The organism is Rahnella sp. CFA14(1/10), from assembly GCF_004195095.1.
GTDB classification, from domain to species: Bacteria; Pseudomonadota; Gammaproteobacteria; order Enterobacterales; family Enterobacteriaceae; genus Rahnella; species Rahnella perminowiae.
Genome location: NZ_SEWS01000010.1, coordinates 39,685 through 64,833 on the forward strand (window position 1 = coordinate 39,685; position 25,149 = coordinate 64,833).

A 25,149-nucleotide genomic window follows, 5' to 3' on the forward strand; every position below is an offset into this window, starting at 1 on the left:
TATAATCAGCGATTAACTTCCCTCTGGCGTTGCGCCGGAGGGAGCACCACGAACCCCTTCAGCGAATGTCAGGCCGATGTCAGAAACTCAACACGCAATGCCCCAGCCCACCTCTTTTTCCGCCCAGCGTTTTTCCGTTGCGCCGATGCTCGACTGGACCGATCGCCACTGTCGCCATTTTCACAGGCTGTTAACCGGTCAGACGTTGCTGTATACCGAAATGGTGACCACCGGTGCCATTATTCACGGCAAAGGGGATTATCTGGGGTTTGGTGAAGAAGAACATCCGGTTTCATTGCAGCTTGGCGGCAGCAACCCGGCCGATCTGGCGTATTGCGCGAAGCTGGCGCAAGAGCGTGGTTATGATGAAATTAACCTGAATGTTGGCTGCCCGTCTGATCGTGTGCAGAACGGCATGTTTGGTGCCTGTCTGATGGGGCAGGCATCGCTGGTCGCCGACTGCATTAAAGCGATGCGCGATGTCGTCTCGGTTCCGGTTACGGTCAAAACCCGTATCGGCATTGACGATCAGGACAGCTACGAATTCTTGTGTGATTTTATCCGTCAGGTCTCTGAAAACGGCGGTTGCGATACTTTCATTATTCATGCGCGTAAAGCCTGGCTTTCCGGCCTCAGTCCGAAAGAAAACCGTGAAATTCCGCCGCTGGATTATCCGCGCGTGTATCAGCTCAAGCGTGATTTCCCGCACCTGACCATGGCCATTAACGGCGGCATCAAAACCCTCGAAGAAGCTAAAACGCATCTGCAACATATGGATGGCGTGATGGTCGGTCGCGAGGCTTACCAGAATCCGGGTATGTTGCTGAACGTTGATCGTGAATTATTCGGCTCTGATGCACCGCTAAAAACCGGGCCGGATATTATCCGCGCGCTGTATCCGTATATCGAAGCGGAACTGAGCAAAGGCACTTACCTCGGCCACATCACCCGTCATATTCTCGGCCTGTTTCAGGGGGTGCCGGGAGCGCGTCAGTTCCGTCGCCATCTTAGCGAGAATGCACATAAAGCGGGTGCGGGTATCGATGTGGTCGAACAGGCGCTGCAAATGGTTGCTCAGCAGCAAGTGACAGCGCAGGCCTGAAAACAGGTGAGTAAAATCACTATTTATTAGTCAAATTTACTATATTTTCGCAGGCTGTACGTGCCTGCGAAGATTTTTTCCGTTATTATTCAACATATTATTTACCCCCTCATACTGGCACGTTTCTTGTAATTGCTAATACGTGTTTGGACGCTACGTCTTATTGCACATGGCTTATTAAGGAGCACCCGATGCTGGAAATTCTCTTCGTGCTTGGTTTTTTCTTTATGCTGATGCTGACCGGCATTTCTCTGCTGGGTATGGTTGCGGCCCTGATCGTAGCATTTGCTCTGATGATGTTGGGCGGCTTCCTGGCTATTGTTATAAAAATGTTACCATGGCTGGTTCTGGCCGTGATTACGGTCTGGATTTATCGGACATATTTCCGGCCTGATGAGCCGAAATACCGCCGCCGTCGCTTGCCGTAATAACAGCTTCAATTTATAGATTTACGTAACCGCATGAAATCATGGTGATTGCTGGCTGTGTTTTGAGCGCAAAAAAATGTAACCGTTGCAGCGATAACTTTTGCTTATGTGCTAGCGATCACAAGCTGAATCAGAATGTGCGGTCGAAATACATAAATCATATTTTTTAACATGGGTGACTGTTAGGATGGAATTCATTGGCAGCCAGCAGGCTGTAAAACGAATTCATCAAGTCCGCTGAGGCACACAATAGTCGCTTAAGTGACATCGCCCTGCGGATTTACCCGGCAGTACCCTACAGCAGTACCCGTCTGATATCAGAGGTCGTCTGAGTCAGGCAGTAAAAAAGGCTTTCACATCCGTGAAAGCCTTTTTTGCATTTTTCCCCGTCGCCCTTGCCACCACAGCTGTATTAGCTGCACTCACTCACCCGAATCACTTACCTGAGTAAGCTCATCGGAACGCATTCGTTTGCTGCCTTGCTGTAACGTCAATGGCTTAAGGAAACTGTTATGGGAGGAGCAAACTCGAGCCTTGCGTCACGCGGCTTTCCAGCGTTTCATGTGCGCGTTTTGCCTCGGAAAGCGGGAATTTCTGGGCATCGCTGACCTCCACTTTTATCGCGCCACTGGCGATCAGTGAGAACAACTCACTGCTTGCTTCCAGCAGTTCTTCCCGGTTAGTCACGTAGCCATTCAGGGAAGGACGCGTCACAAACAGCGAACCTTTCTGATTGAGTATCGCCAGATCTACGCCTTTTACCGGGCCGGACGCATTGCCGAAACTGACCAGCAAACCGCGGCGTTTCAGGCTGTTTAACGATTTTTCAAAGGTATCTTTGCCGACGGAGTCATAAACCACACCGACTTTTTCACCGTTGGTCAGTTCTGCCACGCGGGTTGCGATATCTTCTGTCCGGTAATTAATGGTTTCCCACGCACCGGCTTGTCTGGCACGTTCAGCTTTTTCATCGGAGCCCACGGTGCCAATCAGTTTTACACCCAGTGCTTTCGCCCACTGGCAGGCAATCAGGCCTACGCCACCTGCTGCGGCATGGAAGAGAATGGTTTCACCGGCCTGAACTTCATGGGTTTTGCGCAGTAAATAATAAACTGTCAGCCCTTTAAGGAAAGAGGCTGCGGCCTGTTCAAAGCTGATCGCCTCCGGCAAAAGAGCAATTTTTTCCTGCGGCACGTTATGGAATTCGCTGTAAGCGCCAGGCGCGGATTGTGCATATACCACACGATCGCCCGGTTTGATGTCAGTGACACCGCTGCCAACTTTGCTGACTACGCCTGCCGCTTCCGTGCCTAAACCCGCCGGAAAACTGGCTGGTGCATAAAGACCGCTGCGCACGTAAGTATCAATATAGTTGATGCCGATGGCTTTATTCTCGACCTGGACTTCACCTGCCTGCGGATCCCGGGGCTGATAATCAACGTATTGCAGGACGTCCGGGGAACCTGTTTCAGAAAACTGGATGCGCTTTGCCATGTTTTTTCCTCGTGATGGAGACTGATTTCAACCCTAGGCTAAATGTCCCGGACAATCCAGATTTTCGGCACTAAGGGTTAATACCCTTTTGAAATGGTTTATACTGTCGCGCGAGTCAGGCTCCGATTTTTGGAAACCTGACGCTCATAAAACAGGCGCTTAGAGCAGGAAATAATCCACAGATGGCAGCAAAAAAACCGACCAATCAACAGAACGAAAACCGCGATCGCCAGATGGAAGGCTTGAAACTTCCGCCGCATTCGCTGGAAGCTGAACAATCCGTTCTGGGCGGGCTGATGCTGGACAATGAACGCTGGGATAACGTGGCCGAGCGGGTGGTCAGCAATGATTTCTTCAGTCGCCCGCACCGCCTGATTTTTACCGAAATGCAGCGTTTGCTGGAAATGAGCAAGCCGATCGACCTGATCACGCTTTCTGAATCTCTGGAACAGAAAGGCGATCTGGATTCTGTCGGCGGTTTTGCTTACCTGGCAGAACTTTCTAAAAACACACCAAGTGCGGCGAACATCGGTGCTTACGCGGACATTGTGCGTGAACGTGCTGTGGTCCGGGAAATGATCTCCGTCGCTAATGAAATTGCCGACGCAGGCTATGATCCGCAAGGCCGCAGCAGCGAAGACCTGCTGGACTTAGCCGAATCCCGGGTATTCCAGATTGCCGAAAGCCGCGCCAGTAAAGACGAAGGTCCGAAAAGCATCGACCGTATTCTGGAAAGCACGGTTTCCCGTATCGAAGAGCTGTTCCAGCGTCCGCACGACGGTGTAACTGGCGTTTCAACCGGTTATGCTGACCTCGACAAGAAAACGGCGGGTCTGCAAAAATCTGATCTGATCATCGTGGCGGCGCGTCCGTCGATGGGTAAAACCACTTTTGCAATGAACCTCGCCGAAAATGCCGCGATGATGCAGGATAAACCGGTCTTAATCTTCAGCCTTGAGATGCCCGGCGATCAGCTCATGATGCGTATGCTGGCGTCGCTTTCCCGCGTCGATCAGACCAAAATCCGTACCGGTCAGCTTGATGATGAAGACTGGGCGCGTATTTCCAGCACCATGGGGATTTTGCTCGAAAAACGTAACATGTATATCGATGACTCCTCCGGCCTGACGCCAACCGAAGTTCGTTCGCGTGCGCGACGCATCTTCCGTGAGCACGGGGGCCTGAGCCTGATCATGATCGACTATTTGCAACTGATGCGCGTTCCGGCGTTGTCCGACAACCGTACGCTGGAAATCGCCGAAATCTCCCGCTCGCTGAAAGCGCTGGCGAAAGAATTGCAGGTGCCGGTGGTAGCGCTGTCGCAGCTGAACCGAAGCCTGGAACAACGTGCGGATAAACGCCCGGTTAACTCCGATTTACGTGAATCCGGTTCCATTGAGCAGGATGCCGACTTAATCATGTTTATCTATCGTGACGAGGTCTATCACGACAACAGTGAAGAAAAAGGCATCGCGCAAATTATTCTCGGCAAACAGCGTAACGGCCCGATCGGTACCGTCCGCCTGACCTTCAACGGTCAGTGGTCGCGGTTTGATAACTATGGCGGCCCGCAATACGACGAAGATTAGTGTGGGGCTATTTTGCTTGCCATTTTGTGTCCGGGCAGTGCTCACTTTTTTTGGAAAGATTGGCTCGTGTACTACGTGTACACTCCGGTTTTTCCGCGCTGGCCGAACGCAAACTGGCTGCGCCAATAACGCCCCTTTAGGCTGCTAAAACCTCAATAATTTCATGCAAAGGACTTAAAATGAAAGCGGCTACGGCTGTCATTGATCGCCGCGCTCTGCGACACAATCTGCAACGGGTTCGTCATCTGGCGACACAAAGTCGTCTGGTTGCGGTGGTGAAAGCAAACGCTTATGGGCACGGTCTGCTGGAGACGGTGCACAGCCTGCAGGATGCCGATTATTACGGTGTTTCGCGGCTCAGTGAGGCACTGATGCTGCGTAAAGCCGGTGTGGTAAAACCCGTCCTCCTGCTCGAAGGTTTTTTCTCTGCCAGCGAATTACCGCTGCTGGTCGGCCATCAGCTGGATACCGCCGTTCACAGCATCGAACAACTTGAGGCGCTGGAAAGTGCTGATCTCGCGCGTCCGCTGAATGTCTGGTTGAAAATCGACACCGGTATGCACCGTTTAGGTGTCCATCCGGCACAGGCCGATGCATTCTATCAGCGTCTGAGTGCCTGCAAAAACGTGGTTCAGCCAGTCAATATGATGAGCCATTTCTGCCGCGCGGATGAACCGGAAAGCGATGCCACACCGAAACAGCTGAGCTGCTTTAATGAATTTGCCAAAGGCAAGCCGGGGCAAAAATCCATTGCGGCTTCCGGCGGTATTTTACTGTGGCCGGAATCGCATATGAATCTGGTTCGCCCGGGCATTATTTTATATGGTGTGTCGCCGATGGAAACCGGAACGGCCAGCGATTTTGGGCTTCAACCGGCAATGACCCTGACTTCCAGCCTGATTGCCATACGTGAACATGCCGCCGGTGAACCTGTCGGTTACGGCAGTACCTGGGTCAGTGACCGCCATACCCGCCTTGGTGTGGTGGCAATGGGATACGGCGACGGTTATCCGCGCAGTGCGCCAAATGGTACACCTGTGTGGGTTAATGGCCGTGAGGTGCCGGTTGCCGGGCGCGTGTCGATGGACATGATCACCGTCGATCTGGGGCCGGAAGCCACAGACAACGTAGGGGATGAGGTGATTTTCTGGGGCGAGAAATTACCGGTTGAGCGCATTGCGCAGGCAACCGGTATCAGTGCTTATGAGCTGATTACCCAACTCAGCGAGCGGGTCGCCCGCGTTTATATTGGCGACTAAACCTTACTTTTTCACCGCCAGCCACTGGCTGACAATTTTCTGATATTCGCCGGTGGCTTTACTCAGGTGCAGCCACTGGTCGACATACATCTTCCAGCTTATGTCATCACGCGGCAGCATGTAGGCCTTTTCGCCATACTGCAGCGGCTTCTTCGGGTTCACCGCACACAGTTTCGGATAATGTTTCTGCTGATACAGCGCTTCCGACGCATCAGTGATCATCACGTCCGCTTTCTTATCCACCAGCTTCTGAAAGATGGTCACGTTATCGCTCAGTGCCAGCGTGCCTTGCGGCAGATGGCTGTGCACGAAGGCTTCATTGGTACCGCCCGCCGGTTCAATCAGGCGCACGGACGGGCGATTTAACTGTGCAATCGTCTGGTACTGACGCACATTTTCACAGCGCACCAGCGGGATTTTCCCGTCCTGATCCAATACATTAGCGAACCAGGCTTTTTGCTGGCGTTTAAGCGTCACTGAAATTCCGCCCATCGCGATATCACAATGCCCGGCGCTCATTTCGTCCGGCAGTGATTTCCAGGTGACCGGCACCCAGTTCACTTTTACATCCAGACTTGCCGCCAGTGATCCCGCCATCGCAATATCAATACCTTCGTACTCTCCGTTTTCTTTCAAAAACGTATACGGTTTATAGTCACCGGTGGTACAGACATTCAGCGAGCCTTTCTGTAATACGCGCTCAAGGTGTGAAGATGGGGTATCTGCTTTTGCCAGACCGGGCAAGGCAGACAGCAAAACGAGAGAGCAGAGTACTTTTTTCATTATTTTTTCCTTGCGTTTAAATCATGCGCAAGTATAAGAAAAAATCGCCGGGAAGTATTTATAACTGGCCAGAGTGGGAATGTTTTTTGCAATAAGAATCCGACACATAAAAATTAAAACGACAGGAACACTGCCATGTACAGCATTGATGATTACGATCTTAAAATTCTGACCTTATTACAAACGAACGGAAGGCTGACCAATCAGGAATTAAGCGAACTGGTGGGGCTGTCAGCATCACAGTGTTCACGTCGGCGGATAGGTCTTGAACAGGCTCAGATGATCCTCGGCTATCACGCGCGTCTGGCACCGGAAGCACTGGGCTTGGGGATGATTGGACTGATTGAAGTCAGGCTTATAAACCATTTACCTGCACAGGTCGATGCATTTCACAGCATGTTGGGTGAAGTTGATGCGATTATTGATGCCTATAAAACCACCGGGGATGCGGATTATCTGCTGAAAGTTGCGGTGAAAGATTTAGCCGGTTTAAGTACGTTGATCAGCCAAATCCTGTCAGCGCATAAAAGTGTCTCCCATGTAAAAACATCGGTAGTGCTTAACCGTCTAAAAGAAAACGGCTTATTGACGATTGCCTGAAAAAATCCCCCCTTTATTTTGTGTGCACTATTAAGGTGATTTGTTTTGGTGCAATATCACTTTTATGGTGCATTATTTTGAATTAATATGCGTGTTTTGTGCATGTAAAGAATAATTAACGCGTCATAAAATCTTATTTTCGATTTTTGATGCAAATTACGCGCGTGAATATTGCCTTAATTCTCTATCTCAATAATTATCTCAAAATCAGACGTTAGGATTATTATTTTGGGGTATGGGGAATTATGGCAACTCTTGATGACATCAAACAGCCGGTTGAACAGCCGCGCATCGGGCATACGCTGATTGAAGATGCGCTGGCGATCATTATCGGTACACTGATGGTCTCTTTTGGCGTGGTGATGTTGCGGCAGGTCGGCGCACTGACCGGCGGCACGGCAGGAATGGCATTTCTGGCACATTACGTCACGCAGGTTTCGTTCGGTACGGCCTTTTTTATCATCAACTTACCTTTCTATTATCTCTCTTTTCGTCGTATGGGTTTGCCGTTCACGCTGAAAACGTTTGCCGCTGTTGCACTGGTTTCCGTCTTCTCCGATCTGCATCCGCTTTTCGTGCACTTTGATCATCTTCAGCCATTCTACGCGACGTTGTTTGCTAACGTGATTATGGGCATCGGCTTTATTGTGCTGTTCCGTCATAAAGCCAGTCTGGGCGGCGTGAACATTCTGGCGCTGTTTCTGCAGGACAAATACGGTATCCGTGCCGGTAAACTGCAAATGGGTGTGGACTGCTGCATCGTCCTGGCGTCGCTGTTCGTCGTCAGTTACGAAATGCTGATTGCTTCGGTGTTGGGTGCGGTGATCGTCAATCTGATCATTGCAATGAATCACCGGCCGGGGCGCTACAGCGTCTGACGACATGGATGAAAATGACGCAGGGTTCAGAGACCTGCGCCATTTTTGTCAGTACATCGGCATAAATTATGCGCCGAAGCCGCCGTCAATCGTCAGGTTTGCACCGGTGATATAACCCGCTTCAGGGCCGGAAAGATAAGCCACAAAGCTGGCGATTTCACTGTCTTTGCCGTAGCGGTTGAGCGCCATATAAGAACGCATGCCATCAGCCATTTCGCCGTCAGCCGGGTTCATATCGGTATCGACCGGGCCGGGTTGGACGTTGTTCACGGTAATGCCACGCGGTCCTAAATCCCGTGCCAGACCTTTGGTCAGGCCGACGATAGCTGATTTGCTCATGGCATAAACAGCACCACCCTGGAATGGCATGCGATCGGCATTGACGCTGCCGATGGTGATGATGCGTCCGCCGTCAGGCATATGGCGCGCAGCCTGTTGGCTGGCGACAAAAACGCTGCGCACATTGATGGCGATGGTACGGTCGAAATCATCCATCGTCAGCGCATCGATTTCGCCGAACGCCAGCACACCTGCGTTATTGACCAGAATATCGATTTTACCGAATGCTTTCGCCGCGCTGTCGATGGCGGAGCGGACGCTACTTTCATCGGCGCTGTCGGCTTTAATCGCCAGCGCTTTGCCACCGCTGGCTTCGATAGTTTTCACCAGCGCCTGCGCTTTATCTTCAGATGAGACATAGGTGAAAGCCACGCTGGCACCTTCGCTGGCCAGACGCTGAACGATAGCGGCACCGATGCCGCGTGAACCGCCCTGAACAAATGCGGCTTTACTTTGCAATGCGTATTGAGTCGTCATATTACGGTACTCCGGATGGATGAGGTGATGGTTTGATCGTAGCTCATAGCAGCAAATCAGAATCTCAGGTGAACGGCCGGTTTGATATGCAATACGTGCCCGAAAATTGCCAACATAGTTGTCATCTTTTTTAACGAACTTTGATAGTCTGTGAAACAGTTGTGATGCGCCGGCTTACCGGACGTGGATCGCAGCGCCACTCAACCCAACCCAGGAGATGTATACCGTGTTCCAACATGTCGATGCCTATGCCGGTGACCCGATTTTGTCGCTGATGGAAAGCTTCAAGACCGATCCGAGACAAGATAAGGTAAACCTGAGTATCGGTCTTTATTACGACGGGCAGGGTATTATTCCGCAACTGGCGGCGGTGGAAAAAGCCGAGCAACAACTGAATGCCGGGCCGCAGGCCGCGTCAGTCTATCTGCCAATGGAAGGGTTACCTGCGTATCGTGCAGGTATCCAGGCGCTGCTGTTTGGTGCCGGACATCCGGCGCTGAAACAACAGCGTATCGCGACTATTCAGACCGTCGGCGGTTCCGGTGCACTGAAAGTTGGCGCTGATTTCCTGAAGTTTTATTTCCCGAATTCTGAAGTTTATGTGAGCGATCCGACCTGGGAAAACCACGTGGCTATCTTCAGTGGCGCAGGTTTCAAAGTGCATACTTATCCTTACTTTGATCCTGACACCTTGGGAGTAAATTTCCCGGCGATGATTGACCGCCTGAAAAGTTTACCAGCGCAAAGCATCGTTCTCCTGCATCCGTGCTGTCACAACCCGACCGGTTCTGACCTGACGCCAGCACAGTGGGATCAGGTGATTGAAATCACCAAACAGCGTGAGCTGATCCCGTTCCTCGACATCGCTTATCAGGGCTTTGGCGCGGGCATTGACGACGACGCCTACGCTATCCGCGCGATGGCCTCTGCTGGCGTTAACTGCTTTGTCAGTAACTCCTTCTCGAAAATTTTCTCCCTGTACGGTGAACGTGTCGGCGGCCTGTCTGTGGTCTGCGAAGACAGCGATGCGGCGGGACGTGTGCTGGGTCAGCTGAAAGCAACCGTGCGCCGTAACTACTCCAGCCCGCCAAGCTTCGGTGCAAAAGTCGTTGCAGAAGTTCTGAGCGACAGCGCCCTGAACGCCCAGTGGAAAGCGGAAGTCGAGAGAATGCGCATCCGTATTCTGGAAATGCGCCACACCCTGGTCGACAGCCTGAAAACGGCCTTACCGGGGCGTGATTTTGGCTACCTGCTGCAACAGCGCGGTATGTTCAGCTACACCGGTTTCAGCGAAGCGCAGGTTATCCGTCTGCGTGAAGAGTTTGGCGTTTACCTGATCCTCAGCGGCCGCGTCTGCATGGCCGGTCTGAATCACCATAACGTCAGGCAAGTGGCTGAAGCTTTCGCCGCGGTCCAGTAAATTCCCGTCATATTTCGGGCTGCGGATGCGTTGGTTGCGCTCATTCACCCCGGTCACAGGGTACGCTTAAAGGCCGACAGAAATGTCGGCTTTTTTATTCCGCCGTGCTGACTTTGATGACTTCTACCTGATGGTTTTTCAGCACCTTGAGCAACCCGGCGGCCGGAAGTTCGTCAGTGAACAGCGCTGTGGCTTGCGAGATATTGCCGATTTCGACCGCTGCAGAGGCATGATATTTGGTATGGTCAGCGGCCAGCAGAATATGACGTGAATGCGCCATCATGGTTTTCACCACGCTGGCTTCGTTGACGTCGAACTCCAGCAGGGCACCGTCGCTTTCAATAGCGCCGACACTGGTCACCAGATAGTCGGCACGGAATCCTGCAACAAAAGCCGTGGCGGCAGGGCCGATAATTCCGCCATTGTGCGGACGCAGTGTTCCGCCCGGCACCATCACTTCAAAGCGCGGATTCTTATACAAGATATGTGCGACACGCAGACAGTTGGTGATAATCCGCAGGCGGTTATGATTGAGCAGCGAATGGGCGACCTGCTCGACCGTGGTACCGATGGTGATAAACACTGTCGAGCCGTCAGGAATGTAATCAGCGATGGCTTCCGCAATGGCTTTTTTCTCTTCCGTCCAGGAAATCTCGCGCTGTTCGAAGGCGGTATTAACCACACTTGACGCACGCCCCGCACCGCCGTGATGGCGCGTGATCAGCCCCTGATCGCTGAGTTTGCGGATATCGCGGCGGGCAGTTTGGGTCGAGACATCCAGCAGCGCCGCCAGCTCTTCAATGTTCATGTAACCGCGCTCGGCAATCAGTGCGAGCAGTTGATCGTGGCGCGGATTGCCGGTCAGTTCAGTAAGACTCATGGATACATCCTTCAAAATGAGCGTCTGAGTCGTATTCTATACAGAAAGTGACAAAAAAGACCGGGTCTGATCACAGTCAGGTATCCCCGCGCGGCCACCAGGCTGTGTACATTTCAGTGCCGCGACCCCGCTGGCAAAGCGAACCGCTTCGGCAGGCAAGGCGTTCTGAGACAGACTGACCGCCAGTGCGCCATGAAAAACATCGCCTGCGCCGGTTGTGTCTACGACATTAACGGCGAAGCTCGGCTGATGATGCAGCCTGTCATTTTCCAGCCACAGACAACCTTGCCCGCCCTGTGTGACATAGACATGACCCTTTGTGAGCGTTTTGGCTTTGGCTAATGCAGAACCGGCGTCAGATTTTCCGGTCAGCCGTTGTAAACCCGGAGCGGAAAACGCGGCGTGATCGCTTAAAGCGACTAAATCGGCGATATCCTGCGGCGTCACATCGGCATCCAGCACCGTCATTACACCCGCCTGACGCGCCAGAGTAAATGCCTGTTTTGCCCCCTCATGCCAGCGTACATCTGCCAGCACCACATCCCACTGTGAAAAATCGATAGCCTGTAACCATGTGGCACAAGCGGGCAAATCCGGGCCGGGATAATTGATAATGATCCGCTCACCGTTGTTGTCCACCAGAACGGCGGATTGCGATGAGCTGGCGCCTTCCACGCGGCGGACGTACCGGGTATTTACCCCCAGGGAGTCCAGCTCCGTGAGCAGCCGGTTTCCGGTATCGTCATCACCCACACGGCCAATAAAATCCACCTGCGCCCCCAGCCGGGCTGCCGCAACGGCTGCCGTAGCGGCGGGACCGCCGCCCACTTCATGATATTTTTCAGCGACATATTTTCCCCCTCCCGCAGGCAATTCTTCAACGTAATAGATCCGGTCCATTACGGTAATCCCGACACAGGCAATGCGAATCATGGCTATTCCTTAAGCGTATTTTGATGAGGTTATTTTAATTTAGCCAATTGTTAAAAAAGTGATGGCTGTCAATTTTTTGACTTTAAATTACAAATACGATCAAAAAACGACAAACAAAGACACCGCTGATTATCAAAAAGTGACATGTCTGATCAGCACAAAGGAGAGACGCATGGCAAATGTGGCATTTATTGGTCTGGGGCAAATGGGCGCTCCGATGGCGGCCAATCTGGTTAAACAGGGGCACCGGTTAGCGGTGTTCGATCTCAACCCGCAGGCGGTACAGAAGCTGGTACATCAGGGCGCATCGGGCGTTAAGAGCGCGGCAGAGGCGGCGCAGGGTGCGGATTTTGTTATCACCATGCTGCCCAATGGTGATCTGGTACGCGAGGTTCTGTTTGGCCCTGAGGGGGTCTGCGAAACCCTGAACCCGTCGGCACTGGTTATCGATATGTCGACAATTCACCCGTTACAGACCGACAAGCTGATTGCTCAGATGCATGAAAAGGGCTTCAGCATGATGGATGTGCCGGTGGGCAGAACCTCTGATCATGCAGTGGCCGGGACTTTACTGCTGCTGGCGGGCGGTACGCCTGAACAGGTTGAACGCGCAACGCCGGTGCTGATGGCGATGGGGTCTGAACTGATCAATGCGGGCGGGCCGGGCAAAGGGATCCGCGTCAAGCTGATCAACAACTACATGAGCATTGCCCTGAATGCGCTCTCCGCTGAAGCCGCCGTGCTGTGCGAGGCACTGGATCTGTCTTTCGATGTGGCGCTGCAGGTGATGAGCGGAACACCGGCCGGAAAAGGCCACTTCACCACGTCATGGCCGAACAAAGTGCTGAAAGGGGATGTGTCACCCGCTTTCATGATTGACCTCGCCCATAAAGATCTGGGTATTGCGCTGGATGTCGCTAATCAGCTGCATGTGCCGATGCCGCTCGGTGCGGCTTCCCGTGAAGTATACAACCAGGCACGCGCCGCAGGACGCGGACGTCAGGACTGGACGGCCATTCTTGAGCAGGTGCGCACCAGCGCCGGTCTGACACAAAAAATACATCCGTAACGCCTTAACCAAGGAAAGTTGAATGACTCACTACAGCCTTAACGATATCACCCGTCCGTCCGGCGGATTCGCCATGCTGGCGGTCGACCAGCGTGAAGCCATGCGTTTAATGTTCGTGGCCGCCGGCGCGAAAGCTCCGGTTACCGATCAGGTGCTGACCGATTTTAAAGTCAATGCCGCGCGGATTTTATCGCCGTACGCTTCTGCAATTTTGGTCGATCAGCCGTTCTGTTACCGCCAGATTGTTGAGCAGAATGCCATCGCGCAAAACTGCGCCATGATTGTGGCGGCTGACGAATTTATTCCGGGCAACGGCTTGCCGGTGGACAGCGTGGTGATCGACAAAAGTGTAGATCCACAGGCGGTCCGGGAAAACGGCGGCAAGGCGCTGAAATTACTGGTGTTGTGGCGCAGCGATGAAGATCCGCAACAACGTCTGGAGATGGTGAAAACATTTAATCAACGCTGCCATGCGCACGGTCTGCTGAGCATTATCGAACCGGTGGTCAGGCCGCCTCGCCGTGGCGATAAATTTGACCGCGAACAGGCGATTATTGATGCCGCGAAAGAACTCGGTGACAGCGGCGCTGACCTTTATAAAGTCGAAATGCCCCTTTGCGGGCGCGGTACACAGGCCGAACTGCTGCGCGCATCACAACACCTCAATGAACACATTCATATGCCGTGGGTGATCCTCTCCTCAGGTGTTGATGAAAAACTCTTTCCGCGCGCAGTCAGCGTCGCCATGACGGCAGGCGCCTCCGGTTTCCTCGCAGGCCGCGCAGTCTGGTCATCCGTGGTCGGTTTACCGGATACCGAACTTATGCTCAGGGATATTTCCGCGCCGAAATTGCAGCGTCTGGGCGAGATTGTCGACGACATGATGGCCCGCCGCCGCTAACGAAAGGAGTGGAAAATGAAATGGTTTAACACGATGAGCCACCACCGCTGGCTTGCACAGGAAACCGACCGGATCTTCGAATTCGGCAAAAATGCCGCCGTCGCCACCGGCTTCGGCTGGCTGGGTAATAACGGACAAGTCAGGGCGGATATGGGGACCCATTTGTGGATCACCGCCCGCATGTTGCACGTGTATTCGGTTGCCGCAGACATGGGGCGTCCCGGAGCGTATGCGCTGGTGGATCACGGGATCCGCGCCCTTAACGGCGCACTGGCGGATAAACAGTACGGCGGCTGGTACGCCTGTGTAAACGATGAGGGCGTGGTGGATGCCTCGAAGCAAGGTTATCAGCATTTCTTCGTTTTACTGGGCGCGGCCAGCGCCGTCACCACCGGCCATCCGGAAGCCAGAACGTTACTCGATCAGGCTATCGGTGTGATCGAAAAATACTTCTGGAGTGAAGATGAACAGATGTGCCTCGAGTCGTGGGATGAAGCGTTCAGCCAAACCGAAGCTTATCGCGGCGGCAATGCAAATATGCACGCCGTCGAAGCTTTCCTGATTGTCTACGACGTTACGCACGAGCGGAAATGGCTGGATCGCGCACTGAGAATTGCCTCGGTGATTATTCATGACGTCGCCCGTCGCGGCGAATACCGGGTCAATGAGCATTTTGATACGCAGTGGAACCCGATCCGCGATTACAACAAAGATAATCCGGCGCACCGTTTCCGTGCTTACGGCGGCACGCCAGGGCATTGGATCGAATGGGGCCGCCTGATGTTGCATCTTCATGCTGCGCTGGAAGCCCGTTTTGAAACGCCTCCGGCCTGGCTGCTGGAGGATGCAAAAGGGTTGTTCCACGCCACAATCCGCGATGCCTGGGCGCCGGACGGCGCAGACGGTTTTGTCTATTCCGTCGGCTGGGACGGGAAACCCATTGTGCGTGAACGTGTGCGCTGGCCGGTTGTTGAGGCGATGGGCACCGCGTATGCCCTGCATTGTGTTACCGGCGAAGCGCAATACGAAACCTGGTATCAGACCTGGTGGGACTATTGCGTTAAGTACCTGATGGATTACGAAAATGGTTCATGGTGGCAGGAGCTCGATACCGACAATAAAGTCACTACCAAAGTCTGGGATGGCAAACAGGATATTTATCATCTCCTGCATTGTCTGGTGATCCCGCGTCTGCCGCTGGCGCCGGGGCTGGCACCTGCCGTGGCCGCCGGACTGCTGGACATCAATGCAAAATAAAAATCACGGAGACCATCATGAGTACCCTACAAAATAAAAATACTCAGATTGAATTTACCGCCGGTAATAATGAATTTTCGCTGATTTATCAGCAGCGCCTGATTTTACGTCATACCGCGCAAGCACCCTGTTTATGGATTGGCGGCGGCGAAGCGGATATCGCTATGTTTCGTGGCAATTTCAGTATTAAAGATCGCCTGAATGAAAAGGTTGCGCTGACGGATATCACCATCACCGCTCAGGCTGCGGGGTGGCAAGTGCGTTTCAGCCGTGGTGGTACGCTCAGCGCAACGCTGATTATCACCACCGATGATACCGGGCGTTTACAGCTCAACCTGCAAAACGACGACAGCAGGCATAACCGCATCTGGTTGCGGCTGTCGGCGCAGGCGGAAGATCATATTTACGGCTGCGGTGAACAGTTCTCTTACTTCGATTTACGCGGCAAACCCTTCCCGCTGTGGACCAGCGAACAGGGCGTCGGGCGCAACAAACAAACCTATGTTACCTGGCAGGCCGACTGCAAAGAGAACGCAGGCGGCGACTATTACTGGACATTTTTCCCACAGCCGACCTTTGTCAGCACACAAAAGTATTACTGCCATGTGGAAAACAGCGGCTATATGAATTTCGATTTCAGCGCGCCGGAATACCATGAACTGGCCTTTTGGGAAGATAACGCCACCCTGCGTTTTGAATGCGCCAGCGACTATATCAGCCTGCTGGAAAAACTCACCGCGCTGTTAGGCCGCCAGCCTGAGTTGCCGGACTGGGTGTATGACGGCGTGACGCTGGGCATTCAGGGCGGTACGGAAGTCTGCCAGCAAAAACTGGACGTGATGCGCGAAGCGGGTGTGAAGGTTAACGGTATCTGGGCACAGGACTGGTCCGGCATTCGCATGACCTCGTTCGGTAAACGTGTGATGTGGAACTGGAAATGGAACAGTGAACTGTATCCGCAGCTTGACGCACGTATTCCGCAGTGGAAAGAAGAGGGCGTGCAGTTCCTTTCTTACATCAATCCCTACGTTGCCAGCGACCGGGATTTATGCACCGAAGCCGCAAAAAAAGGCTACCTGACGCGGGATGCCAGCGGCGGTGATTATCACGTCGAGTTTGGCGAGTTCTATGCAGGCGTGGTGGACCTGACTCATCCGGAGGCCTATGAGTGGTTCAAAAACGTTATCAAAAAGAACCTGATTGAACTGGGTTGCGGCGGATGGATGGCAGATTTTGGCGAATATCTGCCGACCGACACTTTCCTGCACAACGGCATCAGCGCGGAAATCATGCATAACGCCTGGCCTGCACTGTGGGCGAAATGTAACTACGAAGCCCTGCAGGAAACCGGCAAACTCGGCGAGGTGCTGTTCTTTATGCGTGCCGGTTACACCGGCAGCCAGAAATATTCGACGATGATGTGGGCGGGCGACCAGAACGTGGACTGGTGTCTGGACGACGGACTGGCCTCGGTTATTCCGGCGGCATTGTCTCTGGCGATGAGCGGTCACGGTTTACATCACAGCGACATCGGCGGTTACACCACACTGTTCGGGATGAAACGTAGCAAGGAATTGCTGCTGCGCTGGTGCGATTTCAGCGCCTTCACGCCGATGATGCGCACCCACGAAGGCAACCGTCCGGGCGATAACTGGCAGTTTGACGGCGACGCCGAAACCATTGCGCATTTTGCCCGCATGACCGGCGTATTCACTCATCTCAAACCCTATATCCGTCAGGCCGTACAGCAAAACAGCCAAAGCGGTTTACCGGTGATGCGTCCGCTGTTTCTGCATTACGAAGAGGATGCCCGCACGTATACCCTGAAATACCAGTATCTGTTCGGTCGTGATCTGCTGGTGGCACCGGTGTATGAGGAAGGGCGCAGCGACGGGTCTCTGTATCTGCCGCAGGATACCTGGATCAACATCTGGACCGGCGAAACGCATCACGGCGGCGATGTAACGGTGGCCGCACCGTTGGGTCAGCCACCGGTCTTTTATCGTGCAGACAGCGAGTGGGCAGCGCTGTTCGGTGCATTACGTCATATCTGATAAGACTCAGCCGCCGGGGTTGGCGACCACGCCCCGGCGTATGAAGGAGAATCATAATGAGTCAGACAACACCGGAAAATCCCGCGACCCTGCGCCTGCCTTTCAGGGAAAAACTGGCGTACGGCATGGGGGATTTAGGCTCCAATATCCTGCTCGATATTGGCACGCTGTACCTGCTGAAGTTTTACACGGACGTGCTCGGTTTGCCGGGCACTTACGGTGGCATCATTTTTCTGATCGCCAAATTCTTTACCGCCTTCACCGATATGGGCACCGGCATCATGCTGGATTCACGGCGTAAGATCGGCCCAAAAGGCAAATTCCGTCCCTTCGTATTGTATGCCGCGTTTCCGGTCACCCTGCTGGCGGTCGCCAACTTTGTCGGCACACCGTTTGAGATAACCGGTAAGACCGTCGTGGCAACACTGCTGTTTATGTTGTACGGGTTGTTTTTCAGCATGATGAACTGCTCCTATGGCGCGATGGTGCCTGCCATCACCAAAAATCCGGACGAGCGTGCGTCGCTTGCGGCCTGGCGGCAGGGCGGTGCCACACTGGGACTGCTACTGTGCACTGTCGGTTTTGTGCCGGTAATGAATCTGCTCGAAGGTAATGCGCAGCGCAGTTATATCTTTGCCGCGACGCTGTTCTCGCTGGTGGGTTTGCTGTTTATGTGGCTGTGTTATGCCGGAGTGAAAGAGCGTTATGGCGAGGCGCAGCCTGCAAATCAGACGCAAAAACCGGGGCTTTTGCCGTCATTTCGCGCCATCGCCGGTAACCGTCCTTTGTTCATCCTGTGTATCGCCAATCTCTGTACGCTGGGGGCGTTTAACGTCAAGCTGGCGATTCAGGTGTATTACACGCAGTACGTGCTGAACGACCCTATTCTGCTCTCCTATATGGGCTTTTTCAGCATGGGATGCATTTTCATCGGCGTATTCCTGATGCCTGCCGCCGTCAGACGATTCGGCAAGAAAAAAGTCTATATCGGCGGTCTGGCGCTGTGGATCGTCGGCGATATCCTCAACTACTTCTATGGCAGCGGCTCCGTCAGCTTCGTCGCATTCTCCTGTCTGGCGTTCTTCGGTTCGGCGTTCGTCAATAGCCTGAACTGGGCACTGGTGTCCGATACGGTGGAATACGGCGAGTGGCGTACCGGCGTTCGTTCGGAAGGTACGGTTTACACCGGCTTCACCTTCTTTCGCAAAGTCTCACAGGCACTGGCAGGATTTTTCCCCGGCCTGATGCTGACGCAAATCGGCTATGTGCCCAATGTTGTGCAGTCGGCGCACACGCAGGAAGGGTTGCGTCAGTTGATCTTCATTTATCCCTGTGTGCTGGCGGCAATCACCATCGTGGCGATGGGCTGTTTCTATAACCTCAACGAGAAAATGTACGTGCGCATCGTTGCGGAAATTGAACAGCGTAAGCAGACGGCATAGTGCATTCACTGTAACAGCGCCCTGCGGGGCGCTTTGAGGATTGCCATGAAGGATTTTCATCACCCTGATCCGCTGACATTGCGGGAGAAGTGTGCCTATGGAATGGGCGATTTTGGCTCGAACCTGATGTTGTGTATCGGGACGCTGTATCTCCTGAAATTTTATACTGATGAGCTGGGCATGCCGGCGTTTTATGGCGGCATCATCTTTCTGGTGGCGAAGTTTTTCACCGCGTTTACCGATATGCTGACCGGCGTGTTACTTGATTCCCGTCGTCATATTGGAGCCCGGGGTAAGTTCAGGCCGTTCATTTTATATGCCTCCGTGCCGGTCGGGCTGGTTGCGACGGCGCAGTTTATGGCGAATGATTTCGGTCTGCCGGTAAAAACGGCACTCGCCACTGTCCTGTTTATGTTGTTCGGCTTGTTCTACAGCCTGATGAATTGTTCTTACGGCGCGATGGTGCCGGCTATCACCAAAAATCCGCATGAGCGGGCGCAGCTTGCCGCCTGGCGTCAGGGCGGTGCCACACTCGGGTTGCTGCTGTGTACGGTCGGGTTTATGCCTGTCCAGGCGTTGCTGGGCAATTCCCCTTCGGTGGGATATTTCTGTGCCGCGCTGATTTTTGCCACCTGCGGTATTCTGTGTATGGGCTGGTGTTATCGCGGCGTCAGGGAGCGTTACGTCGGGATTACGCCTGCGGAACATAAATCCGGTATCCTGCGGTCATTTCGCGCCATATTCCGTAATCCGCCGTTACTGGTACTGTGCCTCGCCAACCTGTGTACGCTGGCGGCGTTTAATATCAAACTGGCGATCCAGGTGTATTACACGCAGTACGTTCTCCACGATATTCATCTGCTGTCATGGATGGGTTTTTTCAGCATGGGCTGCATATTGATTGGCGTGTTTCTGGTACCGGGTTGTGTGAAACGCTTCGGCAAAAAGCAGGTATACCTGGGAGGATTATTGCTGTGGGCAACCGGCGATATACTTAACTTCTTTTGGGGAAACAGCTCGTTAAGCTTTGTGCTGTTTTCCTGCATGGCATTCTTTGGCACCGCATTTGTCAACAGCCTGAACTGGGCACTGGTACCGGATACCGTGGATTACGGCGAATGGAAAACCGGTATTCGTGCCGAAGGCTCGGTGTATACCGGTTATACCTTTTCACGGAAAATATCTGCCGCGCTTGCCGGTTTCCTGCCGGGAATTATGCTGACGCAAATCGGTTATATCCCGAATGCGGTGCAGGGCAGCGCGACCTTACTCGGTTTACGCCAGTTGATCTTTGTCTGGCCCTGCTTACTTGCCATTACCGCCGCCATCATCATGGGCCTCTTTTATAAACTGAACGAAGCACGCTTCGCGAAAATAATTGAGGAAATCGCTCAGCGCAAAAAAGATAACGAGCCTGAAACACCGGCTGAAAAAAGCAATCTTTCCGCCGTCATACAATAAAAAAGCAGGTCGCCACGATGAACGGATAATGGGGCGGCCTTTTTCATCTTTACGGCTCTTTACGTCTCCCGCCTTTATTTTTAGCCATGTTGTTGCACACTTACTACAGTTGAATTTACGGCTGAAAGGATGTGGAAAGTATATGTGGCATCAGCAAACTATTACGCTCGGCGCGAAAGCGCGGGGTTTCCATCTGATCACCGATGAAGTGGTCAGCCAAATTGAGCGTCTGCATGAAGTACAAACCGGGCTGATGCATTTATTTATTCAGCACACTTCAGCGTCGCTGACGCTGAACGAGAACTGTGACCCGACCGTGCGCTACGACATGGAACAACATTTCATGCGTACCGTGCCGGAAAACGCGCCCTACGAGCATGACTATGAAGGCCGCGATGATATGCCGGGTCACATTAAGTCATCGCTGTTAGGTGCATCATTAGTGCTGCCCGTTTCCCGGGGGAGGTTGCTGCTTGGCACCTGGCAGGGGATCTGGATGGGCGAACATCGGATCGACGGCGGACAACGCCGGATCGTCATCACGTTACAAGGAGAAATCCAGGCATGACCAGTTCAGAATTGCTGACCTACTGCATGGGGAAACCCGGTGCGGAGCAAAGTGTTGAAAATCAGCGCGGCGCAAATCAGGTAAAAGTGGGCGATGCGATGTTCGCCATGGTGTGTGAAATCGACGGTCGCGAGGCCATTTCGCTGAAAGCCAGCCCGGAGCTGGCAGAGCAATTACGTGCAACACATCCGGATATCGTGCCGGGAGATCATCTCAACAAAGCACACTGGAATACGGTATTCCTCGACGGTTCGCTGCCCGATTCCCAGTTTTATTATCTGATCGACGGCTCTTATGCGTTGGTGGTATCCGGTCTGCCGGAAGCGATACGTCAGGAAATCGGCCGCTGATTGTCCGGCCAGTTGCCGCTGTTAAGTGTTGAGGGGGAGAAGTCTGCCGCCTCAGCCCGCCACGGCAGTGCGCCACGAAAACGCCACGCGCGTATGATGTCCAGACTCCAGTAACGTTCTGCGCCCGCAGGCCCTGGAATATCTTCCGGGTGCCAGTGGATCTGCGTGTGTCCCTGAAGATGCAGCACATCACCGTTCTCAAAATCGATAAACAGCAGTGCCGCACGCGGTTCTGCCAGTAAATTCCCCAGCGTATTCATATAACGGTTACCGCGAAAATCAGGCACCCACAAACGGTTTCCCACCAGATGCGCAAACCCCGGCTGACCGCCGCGATGTGACATATCGGCACCGCCGTGTGCGTGGCTGGCGATAAAAAACGTATCGGCACGCGCAATCAGTGCGCGAGCATCAGCATCCGGTTCGGACATATCCTCCCGCGCAGGCAGCGGCAAACTGACGGGTACATCGGCCAGTTTGCGAACCTGAATATACTGCGGACAATTGCCAAAACTCTGATCGACGACGATCTCAATGCGGTTTTTATCCATGCGCCCGATCCTGCCGTTCACACGGTTACGCCGCCGGTTGGAAAAATCGATCCCCAGCCCGCCGATCTGTTTCCCCGGTTGTAAGGCGGCCAGCGCCGGATCGTCATCCCGCCGCGGTGTATTGATCCGCAAATGCGACGCGTCCGGCGTACGGATAAACCCTGCGGGGCCGGTCAGCAGAGTCGCCACCGGCCAGCCGTGGTCATCCAGCGTCGAGATAAACAAATACGGTAGCGCGGCGAAAAACAGCCGGTGCTGTTCCGGCATCGCATCGCGGATGCCGTGTGCGGAAACGTCAAACCCTGCCATGTCCTGCGCCAGGATTTCGTCTGCATGGAAGGGGTTATTCATCGTCTTTTACCCCGCGTTCTCAGGCAGTGGCAACGCCGGAAGTGGCGTAAAGCCCGGCAGGCTTTCGATCCGTTTCAGCCAGCGGTGAATCGCCGGATAATCCGCCAGCGAAACGCCGCCTTCCGGTGCCGCCGCTACATAGCTGTAACAGGCCAGATCGGCAATCGTGGCCCGCTCCGTCGCCAGAAACTCGTGGTTTTCCAGATGCTGTTCAAGCTGCGGCAGGAATTTTGCCGACACTTTCAGCGCACTTTCATACACTTCCGGTGCTGAGAATTGTTTCACCATACGGGCAGATGCCGGGCCGTAGCGCACTTCACCGGCAGCGCGGGACAACCACTTTTGGACTTCCGCCGCCTGGAACGGATCTTCCGGTAACCAGTGACTGTCGGGTGCGTAGCGTTTCACCAGATACACCAGAATCGCATGACTGTCGGTGACAATGTGTTCGCCGTCGGTCAGCACCGGCACTTGTCGCAGCGGGTTCAACTGCGCGAATTCTGCGGTCTGGCGAACCTCTTTGCCGCCGTCTTTAGTTTCAAAGGGCAGACTGAGCATGTTCAGCAGCAGGATGACGCGGTGGCAGTGACCGGAAAGCGGCGTACTGTAAAGTTGAATGGCGGGCATGGGTTGTCTCCTTTTGAGGTATGAATCAAAGATTACTCTTGCGCCAGATGATTGTGATCCACGAAGATTGAAATTGAGTGTTTCACTTTGTGGAAGAATCTATGGACCGTTTGGATGAAATGGCGATTTTTGTCGCTGTACTTCAGTATGGCAGCCTGGCGGAAGCTGCCCGTAAACTTCACCGTTCTCCACCGGCCATCACCCGCGCCATCGCCTCGCTGGAACACCGGTTCGGCGCAAGGCTGGTCGAGCGCACCACGCGCAGTCTGGCGCCGACAGAAGCGGGCGCACGGCTGGCGGAAAAAGCCCGGCTGCTGCTCAGCCAGTATCAGAATGCGGTAGAAGATACCGCTGAAACTCAGCTCAGCGGCCTGCTGCGCATCACCGCGCCGGTGCAGTTCGGGCGTAAACACGTTGCGCCCCTGGTGATGGAGTTTCTGACGCAACACCCTGATATGCAAATCGAAATGATACTCAATGACCGCAATCTGGATCTGATCGACGAAGGGTTAGATCTGGCGGTACGCATCGGTCATCAGGAAGATTCAGGCAAAGTCGCGCGCAAGGTCGCCGAAGTCACCCGCGTGCTGGTCGCCAGCCCGGCGTATCTGGCGCAGCATGGCGAACCGAAGCATCCGTCTGAACTGGCGGTGCATCAGACGGTGACGGGCACGCTGCGCACGCAAATCTGCGAATGGCGTTTCGGGCCGCATGAGGATGATTTGCGCGTCCGGTTGTCGCCGCGTCTGCTCTCCAATGATGTGGAATCGCAGTTGCTGGCGGTGCGCAGCGGGCAGGGGATAGCACGGTTACTGTCGTATCAGGTGAAGGATGATGTGCAGGCGGGCCGTATGGTACGGCTTCTGGCGGATTTCGAACCTTTGCCTTTGCCGGTACAACTGGTGGCGCAGCAGGTCCAGCAGATGCCACGCAAGGTGCGGATATTCTGGGATTTTGCTTATCAGCGACTGAGTGCATTGCCTCAGCTTCATGCGTTAGACGCATCTTCTGAACAGTGACGCCGATCACGCCCGCTGACGGCAAAAATAATCTACTCTGAGAGTTGTGCAAAAACAGTGAGTTACTTAAGGGCACGTTGTCCATTTGCTCACGCCAACCCAAAAGGAAAGGATGATGACCCGTAACCGGCTGAATCTTGCCACGCTTTTGATTCTGGCGCTCAGTGCGCCGTTTCCCCTGACCGTCAGTGCGCAAAGCCTGCCGCAGGATCCTGATACGTCGGTGCCTGCGAAGAATTACATCACGGCGGTGAATCCTGATTTAACCATCACTTACCGGTTGTATGCGCCGACGGCTGAACATGTCGATGTGGTGACCGGTGCCACGCCGGTGACGTACATTCCGCATCAGATGACCAAGGACGATAAAGGTATCTGGAGCTGGACGTCAGATGTACAAAAACCTGATCTCTATGAATATTTCTTCAACGTCGATGGCTTGCGGATTGCCGATCCGGGCAGTGCAATGCCCAAGCCACAGCGTCAGGTGAATACCAGCCTGATTCTGGTGCCGGGCAGTATTCTGGATGTGAACAAGGTGCCGCACGGAGAAGTGCGCACGCTGACCTATCATTCCGTCGCGCTGAATTCTGAACGTCAGGTCGCGGTGTGGACGCCACCGGGTTACAGCGATGCCTCACAGCCGCTGCCGGTGCTCTATTTCTACCACGGTTTTGGCGACACCGGCCGCTCGGCGCTGGATCAGGGTCGCATTCCGCAAATCATGGATAACCTGCTGGCGGAGAAAAAAATCGTGCCGATGCTGGTGGTGATCCCGGATACAGAAACCGATGCCAAAGGGGTGGTGCCGGAAGATTACGTCACCAAAGATCGTCGCAAGGAATTCTATCCGCGCAATGCTGCCGCTGCCGATAAAGAACTGACCGGTGACATTATCCCGCTGATTTCCAAAACTTTCCGCGTACGTGATGATGCCGCCGGACGCGCGCTGGCCGGGCTGTCACAAGGGGGTTATCAGACGCTGGTCAGCGGCATGACGCACCTCGACCAGTTCGGCTGGCTGGCGACCTTCAGCGGTGTCAGTACCACGACGGTGCCGAATGCCGACGTTGAGAAACGCTTCGCCGAACCGGATAAAATCAACGCGCAGCTGAAAAACTTTACGGTCGTTGTCGGCGAAAAAGATGTGGTAACGGGCAAGGATATCGCCGGACTGAAAACCGAGCTGGAAGAGAAAAAGATTAAATTCGATTACCACGAATACCCGAAGCTTGGCCACGAAATGGACGTCTGGCGCCCGGCCTATGCGGAGTTTGTGCAGAAGATATTTAAGTGATCTCAGCGCCCTCCCCTTCG

General features: G+C 53.8%; 24 protein-coding genes. 17 read left to right on the forward strand and 7 right to left on the reverse strand.

The window, feature by feature from the left end:
* Positions 1-97 precede the first annotated feature (97 nt).
* Complete coding sequence (gene dusA, locus EVX52_RS19375; RefSeq protein WP_129991937.1) at positions 98-1,102, forward strand: tRNA dihydrouridine(20/20a) synthase DusA; 1,005 nt, start codon at positions 98-100, stop codon at positions 1,100-1,102.
* Between the two features lie 191 nt (positions 1,103-1,293).
* Entirely contained in the window at positions 1,294-1,530 is a 237-nt protein-coding gene (gene pspG, locus EVX52_RS19380; protein ID WP_129954825.1) for an envelope stress response protein PspG, read from the forward strand.
* A gap of 510 nt (positions 1,531-2,040) precedes the next feature.
* Here the strand turns inward: pspG and EVX52_RS19385 are convergent.
* Positions 2,041-3,024 carry a quinone oxidoreductase gene (locus tag EVX52_RS19385; RefSeq protein WP_129954824.1) on the reverse strand — a complete coding sequence of 328 codons (984 nt, stop codon included), beginning with the start codon at positions 3,022-3,024 and terminating at the stop codon, positions 2,041-2,043.
* 182 nt (positions 3,025-3,206) lie between these two features.
* Between EVX52_RS19385 and dnaB the strand changes: the two genes are divergently transcribed.
* A complete protein-coding gene (gene dnaB, locus EVX52_RS19390) occupies positions 3,207-4,613 on the forward strand; it encodes a replicative DNA helicase (protein WP_129954823.1) in 1,407 nt (468 codons plus the stop codon).
* 179 nt (positions 4,614-4,792) lie between these two features.
* Positions 4,793-5,872, forward strand: a complete 1,080-nt coding sequence (gene alr, locus EVX52_RS19395) for an alanine racemase (protein WP_129954822.1) — start codon at positions 4,793-4,795, stop codon at positions 5,870-5,872.
* 3 nt (positions 5,873-5,875) lie between these two features.
* On the opposite strand, the gene EVX52_RS19400 is transcribed toward alr, so the two are convergent.
* A complete protein-coding gene (locus EVX52_RS19400; RefSeq protein WP_129991938.1) occupies positions 5,876-6,655 on the reverse strand; it encodes a transporter substrate-binding domain-containing protein in 780 nt (259 codons plus the stop codon).
* 135 nt (positions 6,656-6,790) lie between these two features.
* Between EVX52_RS19400 and EVX52_RS19405 the strand changes: the two genes are divergently transcribed.
* Both EVX52_RS19405 and EVX52_RS19410 read left to right on the forward strand, forming a co-directional pair.
* Complete coding sequence (locus EVX52_RS19405; RefSeq protein WP_129954820.1) at positions 6,791-7,255, forward strand: Lrp/AsnC family transcriptional regulator; 465 nt, start codon at positions 6,791-6,793, stop codon at positions 7,253-7,255.
* A 245-nt stretch (positions 7,256-7,500) separates the two neighbouring features.
* Complete coding sequence (locus EVX52_RS19410; RefSeq protein WP_129954819.1) at positions 7,501-8,133, forward strand: YitT family protein; 633 nt, start codon at positions 7,501-7,503, stop codon at positions 8,131-8,133.
* Between the two features lie 66 nt (positions 8,134-8,199).
* Here the strand turns inward: EVX52_RS19410 and EVX52_RS19415 are convergent, their stop codons facing one another.
* A complete protein-coding gene (locus EVX52_RS19415) occupies positions 8,200-8,949 on the reverse strand; it encodes a 3-oxoacyl-ACP reductase family protein (RefSeq protein ID WP_129991939.1) in 750 nt (249 codons plus the stop codon).
* 226 nt (positions 8,950-9,175) lie between these two features.
* Between EVX52_RS19415 and EVX52_RS19420 the strand changes: the two genes are divergently transcribed.
* Positions 9,176-10,369, forward strand: coding sequence for an amino acid aminotransferase (locus tag EVX52_RS19420; RefSeq protein WP_129991940.1), 1,194 nt, complete (start codon positions 9,176-9,178; stop codon positions 10,367-10,369).
* Between the two features lie 94 nt (positions 10,370-10,463).
* Here EVX52_RS19420 and EVX52_RS19425 read toward each other — a convergent pair whose 3' ends face one another.
* Positions 10,464-11,249 carry a DeoR/GlpR family DNA-binding transcription regulator gene (locus EVX52_RS19425; protein ID WP_129954816.1) on the reverse strand — a complete coding sequence of 262 codons (786 nt, stop codon included), beginning with the start codon at positions 11,247-11,249 and terminating at the stop codon, positions 10,464-10,466.
* A 36-nt stretch (positions 11,250-11,285) separates the two neighbouring features.
* Positions 11,286-12,182 carry a sugar kinase gene (locus tag EVX52_RS19430; RefSeq protein WP_129991941.1) on the reverse strand — a complete coding sequence of 299 codons (897 nt, stop codon included), beginning with the start codon at positions 12,180-12,182 and terminating at the stop codon, positions 11,286-11,288.
* 61 nt (positions 12,183-12,243) lie between these two features.
* Here EVX52_RS19430 and yihU point away from each other — a divergent pair, with 61 nt between their 5' ends.
* From yihU to EVX52_RS19470, 8 genes are all read left to right on the forward strand, one after another.
* On the forward strand, positions 12,244-13,251 hold the full coding sequence (gene yihU / locus EVX52_RS19435) for a sulfolactaldehyde 3-reductase (protein WP_338019986.1): 1,008 nt from the start codon (positions 12,244-12,246) through the stop codon (positions 13,249-13,251).
* A 22-nt stretch (positions 13,252-13,273) separates the two neighbouring features.
* Positions 13,274-14,152, forward strand: coding sequence for a sulfofructosephosphate aldolase (yihT, locus tag EVX52_RS19440; RefSeq protein WP_129991942.1), 879 nt, complete (start codon positions 13,274-13,276; stop codon positions 14,150-14,152).
* A gap of 15 nt (positions 14,153-14,167) precedes the next feature.
* On the forward strand, positions 14,168-15,409 hold the full coding sequence (yihS, locus tag EVX52_RS19445) for a sulfoquinovose isomerase (protein WP_129991943.1): 1,242 nt from the start codon (positions 14,168-14,170) through the stop codon (positions 15,407-15,409).
* A gap of 17 nt (positions 15,410-15,426) precedes the next feature.
* Entirely contained in the window at positions 15,427-17,463 is a 2,037-nt protein-coding gene (locus EVX52_RS19450) for an alpha-glucosidase (protein ID WP_129991944.1), read from the forward strand.
* Positions 17,464-17,519: 56 nt separating this feature from the next.
* Positions 17,520-18,905 (forward strand): MFS transporter, encoded by a 1,386-nt coding sequence (locus EVX52_RS19455; protein WP_129954810.1) that lies wholly within the window; start codon positions 17,520-17,522, stop codon positions 18,903-18,905.
* 45 nt (positions 18,906-18,950) lie between these two features.
* Positions 18,951-20,366, forward strand: a complete 1,416-nt coding sequence (locus tag EVX52_RS19460) for an MFS transporter (protein ID WP_129991945.1) — start codon at positions 18,951-18,953, stop codon at positions 20,364-20,366.
* A gap of 142 nt (positions 20,367-20,508) precedes the next feature.
* Positions 20,509-20,934 carry a secondary thiamine-phosphate synthase enzyme YjbQ gene (locus EVX52_RS19465; RefSeq protein ID WP_129991946.1) on the forward strand — a complete coding sequence of 142 codons (426 nt, stop codon included), beginning with the start codon at positions 20,509-20,511 and terminating at the stop codon, positions 20,932-20,934.
* Positions 20,931-21,284 carry an MmcQ/YjbR family DNA-binding protein gene (locus EVX52_RS19470; protein ID WP_129954807.1) on the forward strand — a complete coding sequence of 118 codons (354 nt, stop codon included), beginning with the start codon at positions 20,931-20,933 and terminating at the stop codon, positions 21,282-21,284. The genes EVX52_RS19465 and EVX52_RS19470 overlap by 4 nt, the downstream gene beginning before the upstream one ends.
* Here EVX52_RS19470 and EVX52_RS19475 read toward each other — a convergent pair.
* Both EVX52_RS19475 and EVX52_RS19480 read right to left on the reverse strand, forming a co-directional pair.
* On the reverse strand, positions 21,266-22,186 hold the full coding sequence (locus EVX52_RS19475) for a pyridoxamine 5'-phosphate oxidase family protein (protein WP_129991947.1): 921 nt from the start codon (positions 22,184-22,186) through the stop codon (positions 21,266-21,268). The two genes, EVX52_RS19470 and EVX52_RS19475, sit on opposite strands and share 19 nt — an antisense overlap.
* Positions 22,187-22,192: 6 nt before the next feature.
* Positions 22,193-22,813: a glutathione S-transferase gene (locus tag EVX52_RS19480; RefSeq protein ID WP_129991948.1), complete on the reverse strand. Its 621-nt coding sequence runs from the start codon at positions 22,811-22,813 to the stop codon at positions 22,193-22,195.
* A 101-nt stretch (positions 22,814-22,914) separates the two neighbouring features.
* Here EVX52_RS19480 and EVX52_RS19485 point away from each other — a divergent pair, with 101 nt between their 5' ends.
* Together EVX52_RS19485 and EVX52_RS19490 are read left to right on the forward strand one after the other, a co-directional pair.
* Positions 22,915-23,832: a LysR family transcriptional regulator gene (locus EVX52_RS19485; protein WP_129991949.1), complete on the forward strand. Its 918-nt coding sequence runs from the start codon at positions 22,915-22,917 to the stop codon at positions 23,830-23,832.
* A 115-nt stretch (positions 23,833-23,947) separates the two neighbouring features.
* Positions 23,948-25,129, forward strand: coding sequence for an esterase (locus EVX52_RS19490; protein ID WP_129992011.1), 1,182 nt, complete (start codon positions 23,948-23,950; stop codon positions 25,127-25,129).
* Positions 25,130-25,149 lie beyond the last annotated feature (20 nt).

Bases quoted from the DNA above. Each gene is read 5' to 3' on its own strand.
- EVX52_RS19385 (WP_129954824.1), bottom strand. From the start codon at position 3,024: ATGGCAAAGCGCATCCAGTTTTCTGAAACAGGTTCCCCGGACGTCCTG.
- yihS (WP_129991943.1), top strand. From the start codon at position 14,168: ATGAAATGGTTTAACACGATGAGCCACCACCGCTGGCTTGCACAGGAA.
- pspG (WP_129954825.1), top strand. From the start codon at position 1,294: ATGCTGGAAATTCTCTTCGTGCTTGGTTTTTTCTTTATGCTGATGCTG.
- dusA (WP_129991937.1), top strand. From the start codon at position 98: ATGCCCCAGCCCACCTCTTTTTCCGCCCAGCGTTTTTCCGTTGCGCCG.
- EVX52_RS19485 (WP_129991949.1), top strand. From the start codon at position 22,915: ATGGACCGTTTGGATGAAATGGCGATTTTTGTCGCTGTACTTCAGTAT.
- EVX52_RS19470 (WP_129954807.1), top strand. From the start codon at position 20,931: ATGACCAGTTCAGAATTGCTGACCTACTGCATGGGGAAACCCGGTGCG.
- EVX52_RS19460 (WP_129991945.1), top strand. From the start codon at position 18,951: ATGAAGGATTTTCATCACCCTGATCCGCTGACATTGCGGGAGAAGTGT.
- EVX52_RS19415 (WP_129991939.1), bottom strand. From the start codon at position 8,949: ATGACGACTCAATACGCATTGCAAAGTAAAGCCGCATTTGTTCAGGGC.
- yihU (WP_338019986.1), top strand. From the start codon at position 12,244: ATGGCTGTCAATTTTTTGACTTTAAATTACAAATACGATCAAAAAACG.
- yihT (WP_129991942.1), top strand. From the start codon at position 13,274: ATGACTCACTACAGCCTTAACGATATCACCCGTCCGTCCGGCGGATTC.
- EVX52_RS19405 (WP_129954820.1), top strand. From the start codon at position 6,791: ATGTACAGCATTGATGATTACGATCTTAAAATTCTGACCTTATTACAA.
- EVX52_RS19425 (WP_129954816.1), bottom strand. From the start codon at position 11,249: ATGAGTCTTACTGAACTGACCGGCAATCCGCGCCACGATCAACTGCTC.
- EVX52_RS19465 (WP_129991946.1), top strand. From the start codon at position 20,509: ATGTGGCATCAGCAAACTATTACGCTCGGCGCGAAAGCGCGGGGTTTC.
- EVX52_RS19480 (WP_129991948.1), bottom strand. From the start codon at position 22,813: ATGCCCGCCATTCAACTTTACAGTACGCCGCTTTCCGGTCACTGCCAC.
- dnaB (WP_129954823.1), top strand. From the start codon at position 3,207: ATGGCAGCAAAAAAACCGACCAATCAACAGAACGAAAACCGCGATCGC.
- alr (WP_129954822.1), top strand. From the start codon at position 4,793: ATGAAAGCGGCTACGGCTGTCATTGATCGCCGCGCTCTGCGACACAAT.
- EVX52_RS19450 (WP_129991944.1), top strand. From the start codon at position 15,427: ATGAGTACCCTACAAAATAAAAATACTCAGATTGAATTTACCGCCGGT.
- EVX52_RS19400 (WP_129991938.1), bottom strand. From the start codon at position 6,655: ATGAAAAAAGTACTCTGCTCTCTCGTTTTGCTGTCTGCCTTGCCCGGT.
- EVX52_RS19455 (WP_129954810.1), top strand. From the start codon at position 17,520: ATGAGTCAGACAACACCGGAAAATCCCGCGACCCTGCGCCTGCCTTTC.
- EVX52_RS19490 (WP_129992011.1), top strand. From the start codon at position 23,948: ATGACCCGTAACCGGCTGAATCTTGCCACGCTTTTGATTCTGGCGCTC.
- EVX52_RS19410 (WP_129954819.1), top strand. From the start codon at position 7,501: ATGGCAACTCTTGATGACATCAAACAGCCGGTTGAACAGCCGCGCATC.
- EVX52_RS19430 (WP_129991941.1), bottom strand. From the start codon at position 12,182: ATGATTCGCATTGCCTGTGTCGGGATTACCGTAATGGACCGGATCTAT.
- EVX52_RS19475 (WP_129991947.1), bottom strand. From the start codon at position 22,186: ATGAATAACCCCTTCCATGCAGACGAAATCCTGGCGCAGGACATGGCA.